Source organism: Mesorhizobium sp. RCAM 06353 (genome assembly GCF_059683585.1).
Window position 1 is genome coordinate 1,718,541 of sequence record NZ_CM185031.1, and the last position, 18,664, is coordinate 1,737,204.

The following is an 18,664-nucleotide window of genomic DNA, read 5'->3' on the forward strand; positions in this document are numbered from 1 at the left end:
CCCCGGCGCCGTAACCCTCCCGACGTGACGATCAGTTGGACGAGGGGCCATGGACGAGTCCGAAGTCGGCGAAGAAGAGCCCGGATACTTTGTTTTCGACGTGCCGGTCTCCGTCTACCGGGACGTTCATGCTGATAAGGCTCGCACGAGGCCGGACAGAGTGCTGCATCCCGTTCTAGCTATCCGGTTCGCGAGCGGCCAGGTCGTTGTCCCAGACGAGACGCTGGGCTGGGTGAGAAATCTAATCGACGGGTACATCCCTACGGCGGATATTCGCCGCAAGCTCAACACCGTGGGAAGGCTCCACGAGTTCGCCCAGTTGACGGTCGGCGAACAAAAACTAGAGGGCATCATTGACGATATAGTCTGGGCGTATCTCCGGGCGAGGGCGGAAAACCCGCTCGACCCGTCCCGACGGCGGATCACGCACTGGAAGCCCGTCCGATTTGATTGGGTTCAAACCGAATTCAGGGACCTTCTGGAATTCGCTAGATTTTGCGGCGATTTCACGGGCAAGGCATCGACCATGGGTGCTGCCTTCAAGTCGTCGTCCAAAGTTTGGGTGACGATGAAGCGCGCATCCGCGCCCGGCGATTTCCTGGCCCATCTCGAGGCGGATCGGGAACGTTGGAACATTATGCTTGGAGACGACATGGTCCCGGCTCCGCCTTCCGCTTTGCGACGAATCGCGGCCAGCGCAAACGTCCCAAAGAACGGCAACAACACAACACTCTCGTCTGAAGAGATCGATGCCATCATCGATCTCGAAAAGAACTTTATGCTGAAGGCGCTTTGGATATTCCTGGCCTTCGTAGGTCCCCGCATATCGGAACCGCTGAACATGTGGGTGTGCGACTTCTTGAACCCGTCGGACGCGCGGAAGTTCTTTCGCACGGAACTTGTGGGTCCCGTCGCGATCTTCGCCGATCCTCGGAAGTCCAAATATGTCGGCCATTTCGACTCACGGCGCGCGATCCAAACCCGTTCCGAATACCTCGCCTCGAAATATGGCCTCAAACCCCGCCCCGACGGTGAGGGAAAGGGGAAGAAGGTCGGCTGGAAAGGCATGATGACGTTCAATGCCGAATGGTTGGTCTCTCACGGCACGTGGACCTGTCGGAGGCGCGCGGCGCAGTTCACTGGATTGCTTGACGAGATTCGCGAGTTCCACGCCGACATAGCCACCTCAAAGAGCTCGCACCCCTACCTCTTCGTGAACGCGGTGAACCGCGAGTTTCTGGGAGAACCACTGCAGATGTCGAACGTGGAGAAAGCGTTCGCGCGAGCATGCAAACGGGCAGGTATCGAACCGAACACCTCCGGAGCCTCGCTGCACGGAACGCGCCACTACTACAAATGGTACGCTCGAAATGTTCTCGGGCTGGAGGAAGACGTTGTCCAGCTCATGCTCAGGCACGTCAGCCTTTCGAGCCAGCGCGACTACGGAAAGAGCGCGACAGACATTTACGACGCGATGAACAAGGTCAGCAAAAGCACCGCAGAGCGGGTCTGACAGCGAAAACTTCTCCACCCAGCAATAACCGACGGGCGATCGAACGATGAATCTTGAATTTCGGAACGACGACAACCTCATGCATTCGGACAAGGCACCGGGTGCCTATTTCAACGGTACCGACCGGATCGTGCTTCTTCGCGTGCCCGATGCAGACGAACTGAAGCGGCTCTGGGACGAGTTCGACCGAGAGATCAGATCCGAACTCAAGGACCTTCTCGTTCGGCCGTACGGCGAGATCGTCCAGAAGTTCGGAAAATTGGGCTTTAGGGGAAGCAACGCGCTCGAGCGTGAGGACCAGCTGTTCGGGATGCTGACGCAGGGCGGCGAGAAGTTCGTCCATTTCAGAAAGCCCGCTCTCTTCCTGGCCGCAGCGGCGCTCGACCTCGTTTCTGACTTGAAATCAGACGGCCAGGCGAGGGAGCGCATGAAGCGCGGGGAAGGAACGATTCTGGAGCAGGTTCTTGCGATGCCGCGCGATGCCCAGAAGGCAATTATCGAGGTCATCGTGGATGATCACGAGAATGTCGATGAATGGATGCTTGTTGCGCAAGGCAGCGAGGTGGGCTGGGACGCGCTTCGAAGCAGCGTGCTGGAGGCAACCGACGCGGTGGCGTTCCTTGACCAACTGGCGGCTGATACCGAACGCGAGATGGGAGAGCTCGAACAACGTGTCGTCAGGCACGCCAGTGTCGACGAGAAGATCCGTTTTGCGCCGAGGTGGTTCTCGCAGTTCCTTGCACAGCGGAAGATATGGGTTTGGCCGGCCCGGTACTCGTCAAGGATAATCTACCTGTATCCGACCCGGTTTGTTCCGTTGGTCGGGAGGATGTCGGTCACGTCGGATCACCGAGACTTCGCCGATGCCGTTTTCCGCTACCATCAAGGGCAGCGGCAGACGGGAGCGGCCGTGGCGCTCCAGGCATTTGCGGCGGCGGCCCTCTGCGGAAACACGTTCGAGGCAGGTCAGGGATCGTTCAATTGGTATCCCATGGCCGCCTTCAAGGAAAGAATCCCGAGTCTGAACGCTCCAAACCTTCTGTCGGCATCGCTGAACGCAGTTTACAAGCTGGCGGTGGAGCACGGGGGACAAAGCGTCAAGAAACGCGAGGAGGCCCATCTCTTCATCAACGGGGCGCGCCTCGCCAAGGTTGGTGTCGATGCCTTTAACTGGACTCTGAATCCGACCTCATACAACACGCAGCTAGCATCCAAGATGCTGGAACGGCCCATCACAGTCATTCCCTCGCACGTGAAGTCGTGGGCTGCGCAGTTGCGGGAGCTATTGCCCGCATTCGGGAACAAAGCCATCACACAGGTCGAAAACGCCCTCGATCTCTGGCTGATCTACTTAATGACGCTCAAGCCTCGGGAAGCACCGAAGGATTTCCAGACGATCTCGCGAACGGACCACGTCCACGACTTGAGTGGCCGCAACACCTACACGTTCTGGAACTTCCTAAATGCGTATTTCAAGGGCAAACCCGCAGACCTTCCCAATCGTGCGATCACCAAGATGCGCCAAGGCTTCGCGCTCGCCGCGCTGCACGGCCGCTTCGAAGCAGGGAATCCGTTCGACACCAAACAAGATAAGATTGGCGGCGGCTACTCAAAGCGAGCCGATGTCACTCACCGGAAACCGTTGGAACTCGAAGCTTGGGAGCTGATCGTCCGTAAGAACCGGGAAGGAGACTACGCGTTCGCCCGCAGCCTCGGCCCGACCCGATGTCACCATACGCTCAGGAATCCGGATACGGGTGAATACGAGCATGTCTTCTGGCCGGCGGAGGCGATAGTGGTCGACATCCTTTTGAACTCTGGCATGCGCCACGTAAGCGGTCGATGGGTAGACAGCGGTGAAGGCGACGAGAAGATCATCGACCGCGAATCAATGCAGATGGTCCCGAACCCCCATCCCACGGCTACATTGGGCCGTAAGGATTGCTTCCTTCAACTCGTTGACTTGCCCGGAAAGAAGTCCCGCAAAATCATCGGCCAACGAGTCGGTATTAACAAGTCCGGGTCTCCCTTCGTCATCCCGTGGACCGATGCCGCGATCGTTGAGGCATTCTACCGGATGCTTGCCCTTCAGACCAAATACAATCCTCTCCACGAGACCGTGAAGCCAATCAAGTCCAAGACCCGGGAGATCACCCGCGCCAATCCGGAACTCTTCGCCGATATTTTTCCGCTCTTCCGCGACCCAGGCAACACACAGGACCTCGCGATCAGCGAGTTCAAGGTGTTGGGGTATTGGAAAGACCTGCTTCGCCACTGCCAAGATGATGTGAACAAGCTCTTCGGTTACGACTATCCGCTCATAACCGATGACGGGTTGGTCTTCGACTTGCATGCGTTGCGCGTCACGATGGTATCAAATTTGCTGGAGGCGGGTGTCAGCCTTGAGATTGTGCGCGACTTGGTTGGACATGTTACGGCGATGATGACTTGGCACTATAACGGGATGCGTAGCGCCAAGCTCAACACGAGCGTTCAGGCAGCAATGGAAGCGCGTAGTGAGGCGCACGATAGGCTTGCGGCAAGAGACAAGGATGCGATCGAGGAGTATGCGAAAGACGCTGTCGTTCCAGATTTCGTCGAGCACCACGTCGGTGTCGGCATGCTGCGCGAATACGGCCAGCGCCAGGACCTTTCACCGTTCGAAATCTTCCTACACGGAATATGCCCGGGGGGATCCTGCTCGACAGGAGGCGAGAAGGGGTCGGGCGAACGGTTCTTGCCTGTGTGGCGCGAGCGCGCCTGTTCCGGATGCCGTTATCGTGTCACCGGACCGAAGTTCCTGCCGGGCATCCAGAACCGTATCAACAACCTCATGGCAGAGTTGCGCCTCTCAGAGCAGCGCGCCCAGGAAGTCAGTCGGGCGATCGAAGACAAGGAGGCGCAGACGGGCAAGCAAGATCGCGCCTTGCGCACGATTCAGCGTTCGGAGAGCCGATTCAAAAACAGACTGAGTGAGGAGCTGGCAAAGGAGCTGAAGGTTCAGAAAATGGTGCAGGAAGTGCGCGAGATGGCCGTCGCCGAGGGTAATTCGGCCGACAGTCTGCTGCTTCCTGTCGTACCCGGGTTCGACCCCGCGGCTCTCGGTTACGGCTTCACCCAGGTACATGAATTCGAGCTTTTTCACACGCAGGTGAAGGAAATGCGGTTGCTTCCCGCATCGGTGGCGGAGGTGCCACAGGGGGTGGAGGCGCATATGAAGAAGCTGCTGAAGATGGTGCTGCGCGTGAACAGTCTCGCGGAACTTACGGCAGCGCTCCCGGATCGTGAAGAGACCGATGCCTTTATCAAAATCGGCGATGTCCTGCTTGAACGCTATCCCGAGCCGAGCGAGTTCCAGCAACTGATAGAAGGAGCGGTCAAGCTCGATCAGCCGACGCTGGAAAACATTCGTACAGAAGTCCGCGCCGCCATCGCCAGCATGCCCAAAGCCGCCCGGCAAATCGAGTTCGCAGCATGATCCAGCAGATAGAGACCGAGGGCGTAACTGCCGACTCCTTGATGGGCCGACTGCAAGAAGAAGCAAAGCGGACGGGCGATCCCCGTCCCGTGGCGACGCTCGCCCGCGTTGTGGAGGCATGCGACGAGATTCTGTCTGGGGCAGCGGCCAGACGTGCGAGGGCCGCCAAGGAGGATCCGCAGATATTCGATCCGGACTTCGTCAAGCTGAACCCACGGATTATCGGGCTGTACGTCCGTCTCCGCGCAAGGCTCGACAAGGGGGCGACGGAGTGGACTGGTCCTCACCCGTCGACCATCCGTAGCTGGAAGGAGTTGGTTCAATATGTCCAACTGCGGGCTGCGGAAGCCCATCGACCGGGCAGGCCAAAGAGGCCTGCCCCAACCACCCGCAAGACGGATCAGATAATTGACGGCATCGAGAACATGCATGACCGCGCGCAACTGCGGGAGATGATCGCGAAGGGCCGTCAGGCAAAACGGGAACTCGACATCATGAGCGAGGCCATTCGGAAGTATCCGGAAATTGATATCGATGCACTCCGGGAGGGGCGATCCTTCGCTACGAAGGTGCAAGGTCCTCAGGCGCAATCGGCGATCGGGCCTGATGATGCCAAGATGATCCGCAAGCTCGTAGCCAGGCTGCAGGACAACGACCAGCTTGATGAGTTCGACCTGATCTATCGCAGCGGGCGGCTGAAGAGAGACGGCGGCCTCGATCTAGTACTGCCTGAGGAAATGAGACTTCTGGAGCGGCTAGCGGGTTTGGAAAAGGTATCGGCATGACATTCTGGTAAGAAACCCAGCGAAGCTCTCGGCTTCGCTGACAAGGACGACGTGAAGACATGAAATAGGCTCCCGACACTCTCAGAAGCGCTCGGTGGTTCGCTCCCGACGATCTAAAGGGCTTCGGCCATCGTTCCCGCATCATGCAGATGGGCTATTCAGCGGACGACTGGGCGGGAAAACCAGTCATCGCAATCCTCAACACATGGTCCGACATCAATCCGTGCCACGCGCACTTCAAAACCCGCGTGGACGACGTGAAGCGAGGAGTTTACCAGGCTGGCGGCTTTCCGATCGAGCTTCCGACCCTTTCGCTTTCCGAGAACTTCGTCAAGCCGACGACGATGCTCTATCGGAACATGCTCGCCATGGAAACCGAAGAGCTGATCCGCTGCCATCCGGTCGACGGGGTCGTGTTGATGGGCGGTTGTGACAAGACCACGCCCGGATTGATCATGGGGGCTAGGGGCTAGCGTCAACTTCAGAACACCCGTCCTCCCACAGCCTAAGCCGCCTGACCATCACGTCAGGCGGTTATTTTTTGTCCCCTGATGGTCTCGTCGGCATGTTCTTTTGGAAGCTCGGCTCAATGCGCGGAACCCGGAGGCCAAGCCATCGGCGAATTGCGTAGAGAGGGCCTTGGGGCAAGACGATCCACTCGTCGGCCGCATATTTTGTCGATGGAGCCTTCGTTCTGTCATGTCTGGCGCATCGTCGAGCCAATAGCCGTTAGGAACGCCCCAGATCGATCCTGCCATCGATGGCGGCAAGAGTGACCTTTTCGCCCGCAAGATCATCCTTGCAGCACCGAATTCCCTCCGCGCTACTTCGTTCGCATTTTGGTGATGGATGCCCGCCGGAGCTCGTTATCGTGGGTCGCCAAGGCCATTGGCGTGCGCACGAATATAACCTCTTTTCCGGTTATCCAGCCGTACCAAGGATCGCTAGGCAGTCCTTACAATATTCCCTCCTTGTCGGTGACCGAGGTGGTCGAAGCGGCATGCCGATATTGACTAACGGGCATATGCCGTAAGCTGGATTATGCTGGCCGAGTTCGACGGCTGCTGGCCTGCTTTCGGCTAGTCGTTCGGAACAATAAGAGACATCAGGATGGCGAGTATGGGGCCGTATCCAGCCTGACCGCTTTAGGCGCTGGGCTATCAAAAGCCGACATCAGTAGCCTAGATGTCGAGCAGCAGTTCTGGGGCCGTATAGAGACTGGCCACTTCCATATGACTGGACCAGAAGCGGGCGTGGATTCAGCTAGAGCGCCGATCACGACGTCAACCAAGATGCGTCAACCTTTTCAACGGCACCTGGCGAGTAAATACAGTGGGGAGGGATAGGAGAGACCGTGAAGGCCGAGATTCAAGCGAACTATGAAGAGCGGCTTTCCCGCTATGTCACGTTGGTCCAAGGCACGGAGCCGCCGGGCCTCGTACCCAAGTTGGCCGTCTATCGCGAGCTTCTTCGGCAGCACGGCATGCATGGGGACCGACTCTGGAAGATCGAGCCGGTCCTGCATCCCCTGATTTTTGCAGCCGAAACCGACCTGCATCTTGCAACAGCGCGACTACTGGAGGAACCGCGCCGAGCAGAGGGAAGCTTGTTCGCATTCCTCAGCTTCTGCATGACGAATCAAGCGAACATCACGTGGAAGTCCGGACCGCCGTCGGTCGAGGTCCTAGAGAAGCAGCTCAATGAGCTGGAATCGCGGCGCGACACGATCAATGCCATCATGGGACGCCGGGATAAGTTTTTCGCTCATCTCGACAAGCGCTATTTCAAGGAGCCGTCGCGAATCTACGTCGACTATCCGCTCGAAGCGGAAGACGTAATCTCGCTGGTGAACGCCGTGATCGGAGTGATCACCGAGCACCAGTGGAAGCTGACACAGAGAGCCGCCATCAGTGTCGCCGAATTCTACACGATTGGCGTCGACAACATGGTGCGCAATCTCGAGACTGGCCGCCGCAGAAACTTTCCGGGGCAGCTAGACTGACCCATTAGCCGAAGTTCAGAGCTGGGTGCCGGTGAACGTCCATTGAAATGATGCTGTGCAGCCAAGCGGGGCCGGCAGCCGACTGGCGGCTTATAGCAAGGATCTCACACGAGCAGTCGCGCCACCCCTTCTTAGGGTTGCATGGAGGATAGAGGCGATCGTTGCCGCACAGTGTCCGTGGGGGCAATCGGGGCTCAAGCTCGAGCGATGGTTAGCTTCGAAATCGCGTATACCAAATAAGCCGAGTTCTTACCCCGCCAATCGACGGGCCAGCCGCTTGATGGCGACACGATCCTCATCGGCGACGACGAAGTATGGCGTTGCGTACCCTTCGAGCCAGGAACGTGACACTCGCCCTTCGCCTACCTCGGCGATGATCAATCCGATCGCGGGATTGAACCTTCGAAGGCCGAGGCCGCTCTCAGAATGCAGTTCGGGCAACGATACGCTTTCCTTGGACAGGACCAGCGGGATGAGGGTCCGAGCATCGGCGACCGGGTCGTGTCCAAGGCAGTGCGGATCGAATATGAGGAACAGGTCTTCGACGACATGCACCCGCGGGAGCCTTGCAGAGATCAGGTGGGACAGCGTGACATAGCCATCTTCGGCGAGGTCGGCCACGGCCTCAGCCAACTGGTCCTCCGACAGGGATGGAAATGCGGCGATCAACGCCTGCTCGTCGACCAACTCCGGCAGGCCAGTGGTCGAATTTGCACAGATCCATTTTCCCACGGCTGTGCCCTCGGGAGTGAGATCGCCAATCGCTGCTGCGGGCGCGGATGCCGGGACGATCTCGGTTTGATCGGCTGCAGGCAAGAGTTTCTGATCGGCCAACAAGTCGTCGAGGCGGCCGACGACGCGGCGGCACATCGCGGCGAACGTCCGAATGTCCGTCGCCACCAAGCCTACCGTCTCGCCCAGCTTCGCCTCCTGCGCCTGCGCGGCGAACTTCGCATCCACCACCCCCAGATTGTGCCCAATAAGGTGGCGTTTCTGGATGTTGAGCGATAGCGCGGACAACTCGGCGGCATCGAGTTCTGCGAACGGGTCGAACGAGAATTCCTCGAAACGCTTTCGACCTCGTTCGATGTTTTGGAGGTCGTTGCCGACGGCTTTCACAGCCGGGGAGCCCGGAGGTCGATTCTGTATCTTGTAGACATAGGCGACCTTCATCGTGGCCTCGAATGCCGTGAGAACGTCCTCATGTGCATTCCCGAGCAGTCGGTAAGCAAGTTCCTGGCGATCCTGTCCCGATGCCTCTGCGAGCTCGACCTGCTGATCTACGAGTTCGACCTCTCGAGAAAAATGCAGCGCCAGGTTCGGTGCCCCGCAATCGGGGCAAAAGAGCGCGATGGCGAAGACGCCGTAGTCGCGCCCGCAGCAATCGCAGACGAGCAAGCGCATGAGGTCGCGTCGCCCGAACCTGGGGCGCGGGCGATTTCGTTTCGGCCCAGGCTTGTAGGTGAGCGACTTGCTGCCCCTCGCGATGCCAGCCAGCATATCGGACAACGCATCTTTCATGTCTTGGAGCGCGGCGTGCTCGATCACCTTGAGGGCAGCCTTACGATCATCGGGGTGCATGAATTCCGCATCGTCGGCGCGTATCCCGCTGTAGGGGCACACAGTCCCGAGAGTTCCAGGGACATATCTCATGCGCGTCTGCTTGGACGGGTCGGGAACGAATTCGGGCACCCGATCCCCCATCACGAAATGTCTGGGATGGGCGTCGGCGTTTGGCGAGTAGCGATAGAAGCGCCCGTCCGGTGTCTTGGGCACGGGAATGCTCAACTGCATCTTCGCGCGCGTTCCACCAACTCGCATCTTCTCTAGTCGTTTCAGCTTCATTCCGGCTCCGCACGACTCGCTATCCAACGCCGGTACACTAGCATTGGGCAGTGCGGATTTCGAATTGTCGGCCGCCGACCTAGGGCGGCACGCACGGTTGCGGCCTAGGCGACCCAGCGAAATCCAGAGTAACGCCTTAGCCGACGTGAATACTTGGTTGGAAGCTCCCGCGCGTCAGGTTACAACTTGCGTTGAGAAATAAACTTGGTTTCGAGATGGCAAGTCTTCAACAGCAGATCGCCGATAAATTCCTGGCCGCCCTTGCTCAGCGCGATGAGGTCGACGCGAACAAGGTCGTGGAACTGCGCCAGCTCTTGAGCCGCGGCAAGAGGCCGAAGGCGGATGAGTTCATCCGGGTTTTCACCGCCCCGCCCGGCGGCGAGATCAAATGATCAAGCTCGAGGCCGTCCATATCGAGGAAGTTCGGGGCATCCGTCGTATGGATGTCAATCTGGACCGATCCACCTATGCGATCTCCGGCCCGAACGGATCCGGGAAGAGCGGGATCATCGATGCCATAGAGTTCGGACTGACGGGCGAGATCGGGCGACTGGCGGGCAGGGGAACGAGGGGCTTGAGCGTTTCCGAGCATGGACCCCACGTCGACATGGTGCGCTTCCCGGACGCAGCCTTCGTCGAGCTCAAGGGCTTCATCCCCTCGTTGAACAAGCGCGTCACGATCACCAGGAAGGTGTCCGCCCCAAGCAAACCCAAGATCGTTCCCGACGAGCCCGAGATCAGGGCCGTGTTGGACGAGCTCGCCGAGCACCCTGAGATCACGTTGGCCCGGCGCGACATCCTTCGCTTCATCCTCGTCGAGCCGAGCAAGCGCTCGGAGGAGATCCAGACGATCTTGAAGCTCGAGGAAATCGGGCAGACGCGGACCGCGCTCAACAGCGCTCAGAACAAGCTTGCGAATGCTCTTAAGTCGGCAAGCGGTCAGGTCGCGTCCAGTCGTTCGACCCTGCAGCGTCACCTCGGCAGCGAGAAAAATGCCATTGCGGAGCTGCTTCAGTCAGTCAACAAACGCCGTACAGTGTTGGGTCTCCGTTCTATAGTCGACCTCACGCCCGAAACCAGGGTGGACGATGGCATCGCCGACCCCGACAAGGTCACGGCCTTCAACAAGTCCTCCGCATTGCGCGACCTAGACGCTCTGCAGGAGGCAAGCATCGGCGTCTCGGCTCTGGTAGTCGGCGACAGCACAGCCATTCTCTCAGGTATCGAGCGCCTCGAGCGAGATCCGGCTTTATTGTCGTCGCTCCAACGGCGGGTCCTCATTGAGAAGGGCCTGTCGCTGGTTGATGGCCCTGAGTGCCCGCTCTGCGACCATCAATGGCCCGATGAAGAACACCTCCTAGGGCATCTGCGGGCCAAGCTCACGAAGTCGGACGATGCTGGCGCTCTGCAGCACACCCTCTTGCGCCACGGCGCTGCCATTGGAAGCCAAGTCGAGGCGCTCTTGGCACTTCTGCGGCAGGCACATCGCCTTGCGAAGGGCGAGGACGACAATGCCGCCCTGGAAGCATTCAACGGCTGGGGCAAGGAGCTCGGCAGTCTGAAATCCGACCTGGGCAGCTTCGACGGCTTAATCGGACTGAAGGCAAGATTGACCGAGGAGTGGCATAGTTTTCCATCCGATGTCGTCGATCGTCTTGCGTCACTGCGCCGGACGATCGAGGCCAAGCCCGACCAGAGCGCTGCAGTCGAGGCTCAGACCTTCCTGACGACTGCCCAATTGCGTCTGGAGGACTACCGGGCAAGCATGCGCGCCGAGGCGGCCGCCATGCGTGCCAGCGCGATGGCCAAGATCGCTTACGAAGAATACTGCACCGCGATGGAGGACGAGCTAAACGCGCTTTACTCCGACATCCAGGCCGACTTCAGCAGCTTCTACCGAATGCTGAACGAAGGCGACGAGGCCAATTTTACTGCCGAGCTGAAGCCTAGCGAGAGCCGCGTCGATCTGAAGGTGAATTTCTACGATCGCGGGCTCTATCCGCCGGGTGCCTACCACAGCGAGGGCCACCAAGACGGCATGGGCGTGTGCCTATACCTCGCGTTGATGAAGCGGCTGTTCGGCAAGGACTTCACCATCGCCTTGCTGGACGACGTGGTCATGTCGGTCGACTCGGATCACCGCCGCCAGTTCTGCAGATTGCTCAAGGCCCACTTCCCCGACACGCAGTTCGTCATCACGACCCACGACCGGCTGTGGGCACAGCAGATGCGATCGGATGGCTTGGTCAGCGCCAAGACATCGCTCGTCCTGTATGGATGGAGCGTCGACACGGGACCGCTCGCCGAGAGCAGCACGGATGTCTGGGAGGACATCGAGGCCGCACTCGCGAGAGGCAAGGCGGACGTAGCTGCGGCAGCGTTGCGACGTCACTTGGAGTATGTGGCATGGGTGCTGGCCGACGACCTGGGTGCACGTACCGTGTTCCACGCGGACGGAAAGTATGAGCTGGGCGAACTGATGCCAGCCGTGCTGACGCGCAGCAAGGAGCTGTACGGCAAGGCTGCCGATGCTGCCCAGTCATGGGCCAACGAGGCCGCCAAGGCTTCTGTCGGAGAACGAAAGGCAGCTCTTGCTCAGGCGAGTCAGGCAAGCAACGTCGAGCAATGGGCGGTGAACCCTGCGGTGCATTTCAACGCGTGGGCGAACTTCGGAAAGAACGACTTCATCCCCGTCGTTTCGGCATTCAAGGACCTGCTCGGCACCCTGCGATGTTCGGTTTGCGGGACGTGGCTCTACGTTACGCCGAGAACGGCGCCGGATGCCCTTCGTTGCGATTGCACAGCAATCAACTTCAACCTCAAGGTCAAGCCGAAGTAGGTCCCAGCATAGGCCTCAGACGCGCGGGACATGGGATCTTCGACCGTTGGTCAGGGCATTGACTCGCATCTGAGTTCGGGCGCGTCGCGGACGGTTGCTCGAACGGCTCTGCGATGCCGGCCTCGATTCCATTGGTCGCCACGAGAGGAGGAAGCTGCGTGAGATTTATTGAGAACGGCCCCGACATTCCTGATGAGCTCCTGGTTGCTCGGGAAGAGGGAAAAGTCCTCTTCTTCTGCGGCGCGGGTGTCTCGCTGGCGTTCGCCGGTCTGTCGGATTTCCTGAAGTTGGCAGGCGACGTGATCGAGGATCTCGGCTCGTTGATGGGAAGCCCTGCTCGCCGGTTGCACGATGCCGCGAGCACCAGGCTGCCGTCCGGTGCCAAGCCCTTCGTCCCGGTCGACCAAATGTTCACCTCGCTGGACCTGGAGTTCGAGCCTCAGGACGTCCGGAGATCCGTCTCCAGGGTGCTAAGGCCCGGGTCGGCGGTCGACCTTCGCGGCCATAGGGCGCTGATCGACCTTTCGAGGGGCTCCGATGGAAGGCCAAGGCTGGTCACTACCAACTTCGACCGCCTGTTCGAGGCGTGCGACCTTGAGATGAAGAGCTGGGGCCCGACCAACCTCCCAGTTCCCGAACGGCCGGCCGACTTCGAAGGCGTCATCCACATCCACGGACGGGTCGACGAGGATTACACCGGCATGTCCGAAGCCGTCGTCCTCTCCAGCAGCGACTTCGGCAAGGCCTATCTCTCGGACGGGTGGGCCACGCACTACATCCGCCACCTGATGGACCGCTTCAAGATCGTCTTCGTCGGCTATTCCGCAGACGATCCTCCGGTCCAGTACCTCCTCGAGGCACTCCGCGAGGAGCAGTCGCCCGTCGAGAACATCTACGCCTTCCAGTTCGGCGACGAGCGGCACGCGAGCGAGCAATGGCTCCAGAAAGGCGTGGTCCCGGTCGCGTTCGGCGACGACTACGCCAAGCTCTGGGACACCCTCCTAGCATGGGCGGAACGGGCCGCCGATCCCGATGCCTGGTTCCAGCGCACGATCCTGGACGCGGCCGACGGCCCGTCGACAGCTTCGCCGATCTTCCGGGGACGGATTGCGCACCTAGCGTCGACGATCGTCGGCATGAACAAGGTGATAGCGGCCGATCCGCCCATGCCGTCCACTTGGCTCTACGCCTTCGACCCGCAGGTCCGGTACCTCGGCCCCGCGCGCATCAAGCGTCGCGACCCGAAGAGCGACGAGCTCGACCCATTCGAGCATTTCGGTCTCGATCGCGACGAACCGCCGCCGCCGATCGACCCGGACGATCATTTGGAGCGTCGGGAGGTGCCCCCTCAGGCCTGGAGCGCGTTCGTGCCGAATTCGCGCGACGTGGGTGGAGTGACCGCCAGGGATGTCGGAAGCCTGTTCGGGGAATCGGCCGCTCTTCAACGCATTTGGGGACTGATGCTGTTCATCCTGCGGCGGATGGCCGAGGCACCGACGCTATGGTGGGCGGTCGGCCAGCGTTCGGTGCACCCGCAGTTGGTCCAGCAGGTCGAGCACGAGTTGCGGTATCGCCTCAGGGACAGCGACAGCGCGTTGGTGCCCTACTGGCGCTACCTGGTAGCCCAGTGGCGCCGGCCCCGGGTCGAGACGACCCAGGCCGCATTGGAGATCGCCCAGAGGGCCGCCGGAGGCTGGAATGCTTCCCTGGTGCGCGAAGCGATCGAGCTTTCCAGGCCCAGGGTCATGGTGGAGCGCGTGTTCGGCGTCGCCCCGCCGATGTCGGTCGATGACGATCCCGCCGATTTCATTGCGCTCGATGTCGAGTACCCTGAGCCTCACCAGGAGTTCATGTTCGACGCGGCCACGCTGCCCCTGGCCGTGTCGCTCTGGCGTGCGCTGCTGGTGGAGGCGGAACAACTGGAGACGGACATCGGGGCATGGCTCAGCATCGACACGACCCGTCCCGACGACGGCGAAAGGCTGACCGGCGGGTACGGGTTGTCGGGGCCGCTCGTAAGGTACACCCATCTGATCGAAGGACTGGAGGCCGCGGATCCCGTCGCGGCGGCCAAGGAGGCAGAAGTTTGGGATGCCTACCACAGTCTCGTCTTTGAGCGCCTGCGGATATGGGCGGCTGGCCGGCCTTCGCTGAGGACCATCGATCAGGCCCAAGCGTTGTTCACCGGCATCGACGACGAGACCTTCTGGTCCTACCGGCACGAGCGCGACCTCCTGTTCGCGATACGGGATCGCTGGGACGAATTACCGGACGACGGCAAGCGCGCGATCGAGACAAGGCTCCTAAAATCGCCCATCCCTTACCTCGCCGATCACAAGCCGGAGGAGGCCGAGGAGCGAGCAGCGATCCATAGGCTGAACGCCATACATTGGTTCACCCAGCATGGGATCGCCTTCGGCTTCGACGTCGCGGACGAAAGGGCTCGATTGCTGGAGGTCGCTCCCTCGTGGCAGGAGCGTTTCGCCGATCACACCGCTCAGCCGCGAGTGGGGAAGGTCCGGTCTATAGCGACCGACACGGACCCGACGAGCATCCTCGACGTGCCCGTCGGCGAGCTGCTGCCGATAGAAGCGCCGGAGACGCGGTTCCACGATTTCAAAGAGCACGACCCCTTCGCCGGCTACGCGATGGAGCGGCCTGCGCGTGCGGTCATGGCCCTCCACAGCGCCATGCGGCGCGGCGTGGAAACCGCATGGCACTACTGGTCGACATTCCTGAGGGCGACTGCCAAGCAGAAAACCACTGCGCGCATGGACACGGTGGTCGTCCGATTGATCGGCGGCATGCCTTCAGACGAAATCGCCAAGCTCTGGTATCCGCTGGTCGAGTGGTTCGCTGCACGTGCGCCACGGTTCGAGGACGAGGCCATTGGCGAGTTCGACGTCGTGTGGGACGCCGTGGTCGCCGCGGCTGCGCTGCATCCCTCCGGGTACAAGCAGAAGCCGGGTCGCGATTGGTCGTTCGAGTCCCTCAACTCCGTGATCGGAAGGCTGGTGCTCGCCCTGCTCGAGATACCGTTGCCCGAGGGCAGCCACGCCGTTCCCGCGGCATGGATCGACCGCTTAGACAAGGTCCTTTCGTTGCCAGGGGACCACGCTCGCCACGCACTGCACCTCGTGGCGCAGCAGACCGCTTGGCTCCATCACCACGAGCCCCTATGGACGGACGACCGCGTCCTGGCGAAGGCGGCCGGTGGCGGTCCGGATGCGGATGCGTTCTGGTCCGGCTTCGCAAGGATGCGTCGGGTGCCGCCTCCCGAACTGATCGCGCAGCTCAAGTCGCAGATGGTGGCCAGGGTGGGCAACGGCGGCCGTGAGGAGGGCAACCTGATCGCCTACCTTCTGAGCGGCTGGGCGGCGGAAGGCTCGCAGCGGATCGTGTCCAACACCGACCTGCGCGATGCACTGGTGCTGGGCGGAGACGATGTTCGCCGCACCGCGCTCCGTTTCGTGAGCGATTGGGCCAAGGAGAACGAACGCTGGCGAGGTCTCGTGATGCTATTCGTGAGCAAGGTATGGCCCAAGCAGCGGACCGTGCGAAAGCCACAGATGTCTTCTGCGCTCATTCGCTTCGCATCCGCCCTTCCCAAGCAATTCGCGGAAATTATGCAGGTGGTCTCTGGAAGCCTGGTGCCACTCTCCATAGGGCACGATCTGCATCTTGATTGCGAGATCGCGGATCTCGATGCTTCGGGTTTAGAGGCATTGGTGGCAGCGCTGCAGAGACTGCTCCCTTCGGAACGAGGGGATTGGCCATACGAAGGCAAAAGACTGGTGGCCGCTATCGTCGCAACCGGTGTCGCGCAAGGGCACGAGTTGGACGAGCTGTCACGGCGCGCATCAGAGCGGGAGTACTAAGATCGCGCCGCCGCACTTGCTGGCGAGGAACGATGCGAAACGCGTGACCTTTGGGCTGGATAGGCTGACTAGGCCCTGACACGACCATTCCGGCGCACTTTGATCCTCACCGGACGAATTGGGCGGTACTCACTCAACGGCAGCTTTGGGGATTTTCCTCAAGGCGCCTGGACGGCTGAATAGAGGCGCATTGCCGCCAGCCAGCTATTGGGCCGAGGCGACCTGGCAACTTTTTGGGATGGCCGGGAAAGCAGACGTAGGTTTGCATTCGAAGCAGCAGTACGTTCGAACCTCGTCAGGCACCCCCCCTTTGGATTCCCCGGTCTGAGAGAAGGCTGCCGCCTGCGGCAGAAGTTTCTATAACTTAAGAACGGGGTGTCGATTTTCTGATCGAGGACGCAAGGCATCTCGCTTATCATCTACGCCATGGACATAGTCACACCCGCAGCACGGTCGGCCATGATGGGCCGCATCAAAGGCAAGGACACGAAGCCCGAGATGGCCGTTCGCAAGCTGGCCCATGCGATGGGCTATCGATTCCGACTCCATCGCCGCGATCTGCCGGGAAAGCCCGACCTCGTCTTTCCGTCACGAAATACAGTCGTCTTCGTCCACGGTTGCTTCTGGCACCGCCACGAAGGCTGCAAGTGCTGCTATACTCCCAAGTCAAACATTGAATTTTGGTTGGGAAAGTTTAATGATAACGTCGCCCGCGACGAACGCGTGCTAGGGGAGCTTCAGGACTTGGGGTGGAAGGTAGCAGTCGTATGGGAATGCGAGGTCGATGATCTGCCTGGCTTGAAATCGAAGCTCCAGGCATATTTGGAATCATGATCGCATCCGACCACCAGCAGATTCGCCGAAACAAGCTCGTTCGCCTGCAGACCGGGGCAACCCCGCGCGCACTCGAAATCTGCTCGGGTTGCGGGGGGCTATCACTCGGACTGAAGACTGCCGGCTTCGAACTTTCCGCGCATATCGAACTCGATGCTGAAGCCGCGCGAAGCTATGCGTTTAATTTCGGCGGCGACCGCAAGCCTGATGACGCTTGGTCGAAGCCGCGCGATATGGAAGATGTAACGGCCGCGAAGCTGGTCAAGGATCTGGGGTTCGAAACATCAGCTTCAGAGTCCTTCGACGTTCTTGCCGCCGGCCTGCCGTGCCAAGCGTTCGCGCGAATTGGGCGCTCCAAGCTACGCTCGATTGCCGGCCACGAAGACGCGTTTCAGAAAGATCCGCGCGCTTCGCTCTACCGCCGCTTCCTCAAATTCGTCGAAGACACGCAGCCGCTGATCATTCTCATCGAAAATGTGCCGGACATTCTGAATTTCGGTGGTCACAACGTGCCCGAGGAAATCTGTGAGACCCTCGAGTTGTCGGGATATCGCACCGGTTACACAATCCTCAACGCGGCGTACTACGGCGTACCCCAGGTCCGGGAGCGTCTCTTCATCGTCGCACTCGCCGATGTCCTGGGCAAAGCACCGAAGTTTCCGGAACCGCTGCACTTCCTAGATCTGCCGCGCGGGTACGAAGGCTCTCGTCGTGTAGCCCTTAAGCATGTTGACCCTGGAAGCCACCGATTCCACGGAATCCATATCCCCTCGGCGGACCTAGCCGACGCCGTCGGCGCGAAAGCCGCGCTCGATGACCTGCCGAGGATCAAGGAACACGCCAGCAATCCTGCCGTCATAAGACGCCGCAAGCTCTCGGAAGTTCTGCCCTATCGGGAGCTGGCTACCGGCCCGTCGGCGTATGCACTGAAAATGCGGAACTGGCCCGGCTTCGAAACCGCCGATGGTGCCAACGGCCACCTCATTCGCCTAACCCCGCGTGACTTCCCGATCTTCGCGGGCATGAAGCACGGTGCCGACTATCCGCAGGCACGCGCGCTTGCTGAACAGATGTTCCAGGACGCGCTGATCGCGCAGGGGCTGACGCACATCAGCAAGGAGTCAAACGCCTACAGGGATCTGCGTGCGCAGGTGGTCCCGCCGTATGATCCGGAGAAGTTTCCGAACAAGTGGTGGAAGCTTGATCCGTCGAAGCCCTCTCGCACATTGACCGCGCACATGGGGAAGGACACCTACTCGCATATTCACTACGACAGCACGCAGAAGCGGACTGTCTCAGTGCGCGAAGCAGCACGGCTCCAGTCGTTTCCAGACGGTTTCGTCTTTGCCGGCGCGATGAATGCTGCCTTTCGTCAGATCGGCAATGCCGTCCCGCCGCTACTCGGCCTCGCTGTTGCCCGCGTCCTCAAAGAGCAGCTGACCAGTCGAACCGGCAAGAATAAAGAGGCTTCTGACCGGCAGGCGGCGTGA

10 protein-coding genes and 1 pseudogene are annotated in these 18,664 nt (G+C 60.3%); 10 read left to right on the forward strand and 1 reads right to left on the reverse strand.

Annotated features, from left to right (window positions below):
* The first annotated feature begins 49 nt into the window (after positions 1-49).
* The 5 genes and pseudogenes from AC56QX_RS08035 to AC56QX_RS08055 all read left to right on the forward strand — a co-directional run bounded on the left by AC56QX_RS08035 (position 50) and on the right by AC56QX_RS08055 (position 7,778).
* Entirely contained in the window at positions 50-1,513 is a 1,464-nt protein-coding gene (locus AC56QX_RS08035; protein ID WP_497115062.1) for a tyrosine-type recombinase/integrase, read from the forward strand.
* Between the two features lie 46 nt (positions 1,514-1,559).
* The gene (locus AC56QX_RS08040; protein ID WP_497115063.1) at positions 1,560-4,991 is read left to right on the forward strand and encodes a VPA1269 family protein; all 3,432 of its coding nucleotides are present in this window, start codon (positions 1,560-1,562) and stop codon (positions 4,989-4,991) included.
* Positions 4,988-5,776 (forward strand): hypothetical protein, encoded by a 789-nt coding sequence (locus tag AC56QX_RS08045; protein WP_497115065.1) that lies wholly within the window; start codon positions 4,988-4,990, stop codon positions 5,774-5,776. The genes AC56QX_RS08040 and AC56QX_RS08045 overlap by 4 nt, the downstream gene beginning before the upstream one ends.
* 71 nt (positions 5,777-5,847) lie before the next feature.
* A pseudogene (locus AC56QX_RS08050) lies at positions 5,848-6,240 on the forward strand (dihydroxy-acid dehydratase domain-containing protein); the annotation flags it as partial.
* Positions 6,241-7,130: 890 nt separating this feature from the next.
* Entirely contained in the window at positions 7,131-7,778 is a 648-nt protein-coding gene (locus AC56QX_RS08055) for an AbiU2 domain-containing protein (protein ID WP_497115067.1), read from the forward strand.
* Positions 7,779-8,027: 249 nt separating this feature from the next.
* On the opposite strand, the gene AC56QX_RS08060 is transcribed toward AC56QX_RS08055, so the two are convergent.
* Positions 8,028-9,623, reverse strand: a complete 1,596-nt coding sequence (locus tag AC56QX_RS08060; protein WP_497115069.1) for a hypothetical protein — start codon at positions 9,621-9,623, stop codon at positions 8,028-8,030.
* A gap of 215 nt (positions 9,624-9,838) precedes the next feature.
* Here AC56QX_RS08060 and AC56QX_RS08065 point away from each other — a divergent pair, with 215 nt between their 5' ends.
* From AC56QX_RS08065 to AC56QX_RS08085, 5 genes are all read left to right on the forward strand, one after another.
* A complete protein-coding gene (locus AC56QX_RS08065) occupies positions 9,839-10,015 on the forward strand; it encodes a hypothetical protein (RefSeq protein WP_497115071.1) in 177 nt (58 codons plus the stop codon).
* Positions 10,012-12,462 (forward strand): ATP-binding protein, encoded by a 2,451-nt coding sequence (locus tag AC56QX_RS08070; RefSeq protein ID WP_497115073.1) that lies wholly within the window; start codon positions 10,012-10,014, stop codon positions 12,460-12,462. The genes AC56QX_RS08065 and AC56QX_RS08070 overlap by 4 nt, the downstream gene beginning before the upstream one ends.
* Before the next feature lie 158 nt (positions 12,463-12,620).
* The gene (locus AC56QX_RS08075) at positions 12,621-16,340 is read left to right on the forward strand and encodes an SIR2 family protein (RefSeq protein WP_497115075.1); all 3,720 of its coding nucleotides are present in this window, start codon (positions 12,621-12,623) and stop codon (positions 16,338-16,340) included.
* A gap of 459 nt (positions 16,341-16,799) precedes the next feature.
* Entirely contained in the window at positions 16,800-17,174 is a 375-nt protein-coding gene (locus tag AC56QX_RS08080; RefSeq protein WP_497115077.1) for a very short patch repair endonuclease, read from the forward strand.
* Positions 17,171-18,664 carry a DNA cytosine methyltransferase gene (locus tag AC56QX_RS08085; RefSeq protein WP_497115079.1) on the forward strand — a complete coding sequence of 498 codons (1,494 nt, stop codon included), beginning with the start codon at positions 17,171-17,173 and terminating at the stop codon, positions 18,662-18,664. Before AC56QX_RS08080 ends, AC56QX_RS08085 begins: the two co-directional genes overlap by 4 nt.

Excerpts from the sequence above, each read along its gene's own strand:
- AC56QX_RS08035 (WP_497115062.1), top strand. The coding sequence starts at position 50 with ATGGACGAGTCCGAAGTCGGCGAAGAAGAGCCCGGATACTTTGTTTTC.
- AC56QX_RS08040 (WP_497115063.1), top strand. The coding sequence starts at position 1,560 with ATGAATCTTGAATTTCGGAACGACGACAACCTCATGCATTCGGACAAG.
- AC56QX_RS08045 (WP_497115065.1), top strand. The coding sequence starts at position 4,988 with ATGATCCAGCAGATAGAGACCGAGGGCGTAACTGCCGACTCCTTGATG.
- AC56QX_RS08060 (WP_497115069.1), bottom strand. The coding sequence starts at position 9,623 with ATGAAGCTGAAACGACTAGAGAAGATGCGAGTTGGTGGAACGCGCGCG.
- AC56QX_RS08065 (WP_497115071.1), top strand. The coding sequence starts at position 9,839 with ATGGCAAGTCTTCAACAGCAGATCGCCGATAAATTCCTGGCCGCCCTT.
- AC56QX_RS08070 (WP_497115073.1), top strand. The coding sequence starts at position 10,012 with ATGATCAAGCTCGAGGCCGTCCATATCGAGGAAGTTCGGGGCATCCGT.
- AC56QX_RS08080 (WP_497115077.1), top strand. The coding sequence starts at position 16,800 with ATGATGGGCCGCATCAAAGGCAAGGACACGAAGCCCGAGATGGCCGTT.
- AC56QX_RS08085 (WP_497115079.1), top strand. The coding sequence starts at position 17,171 with ATGATCGCATCCGACCACCAGCAGATTCGCCGAAACAAGCTCGTTCGC.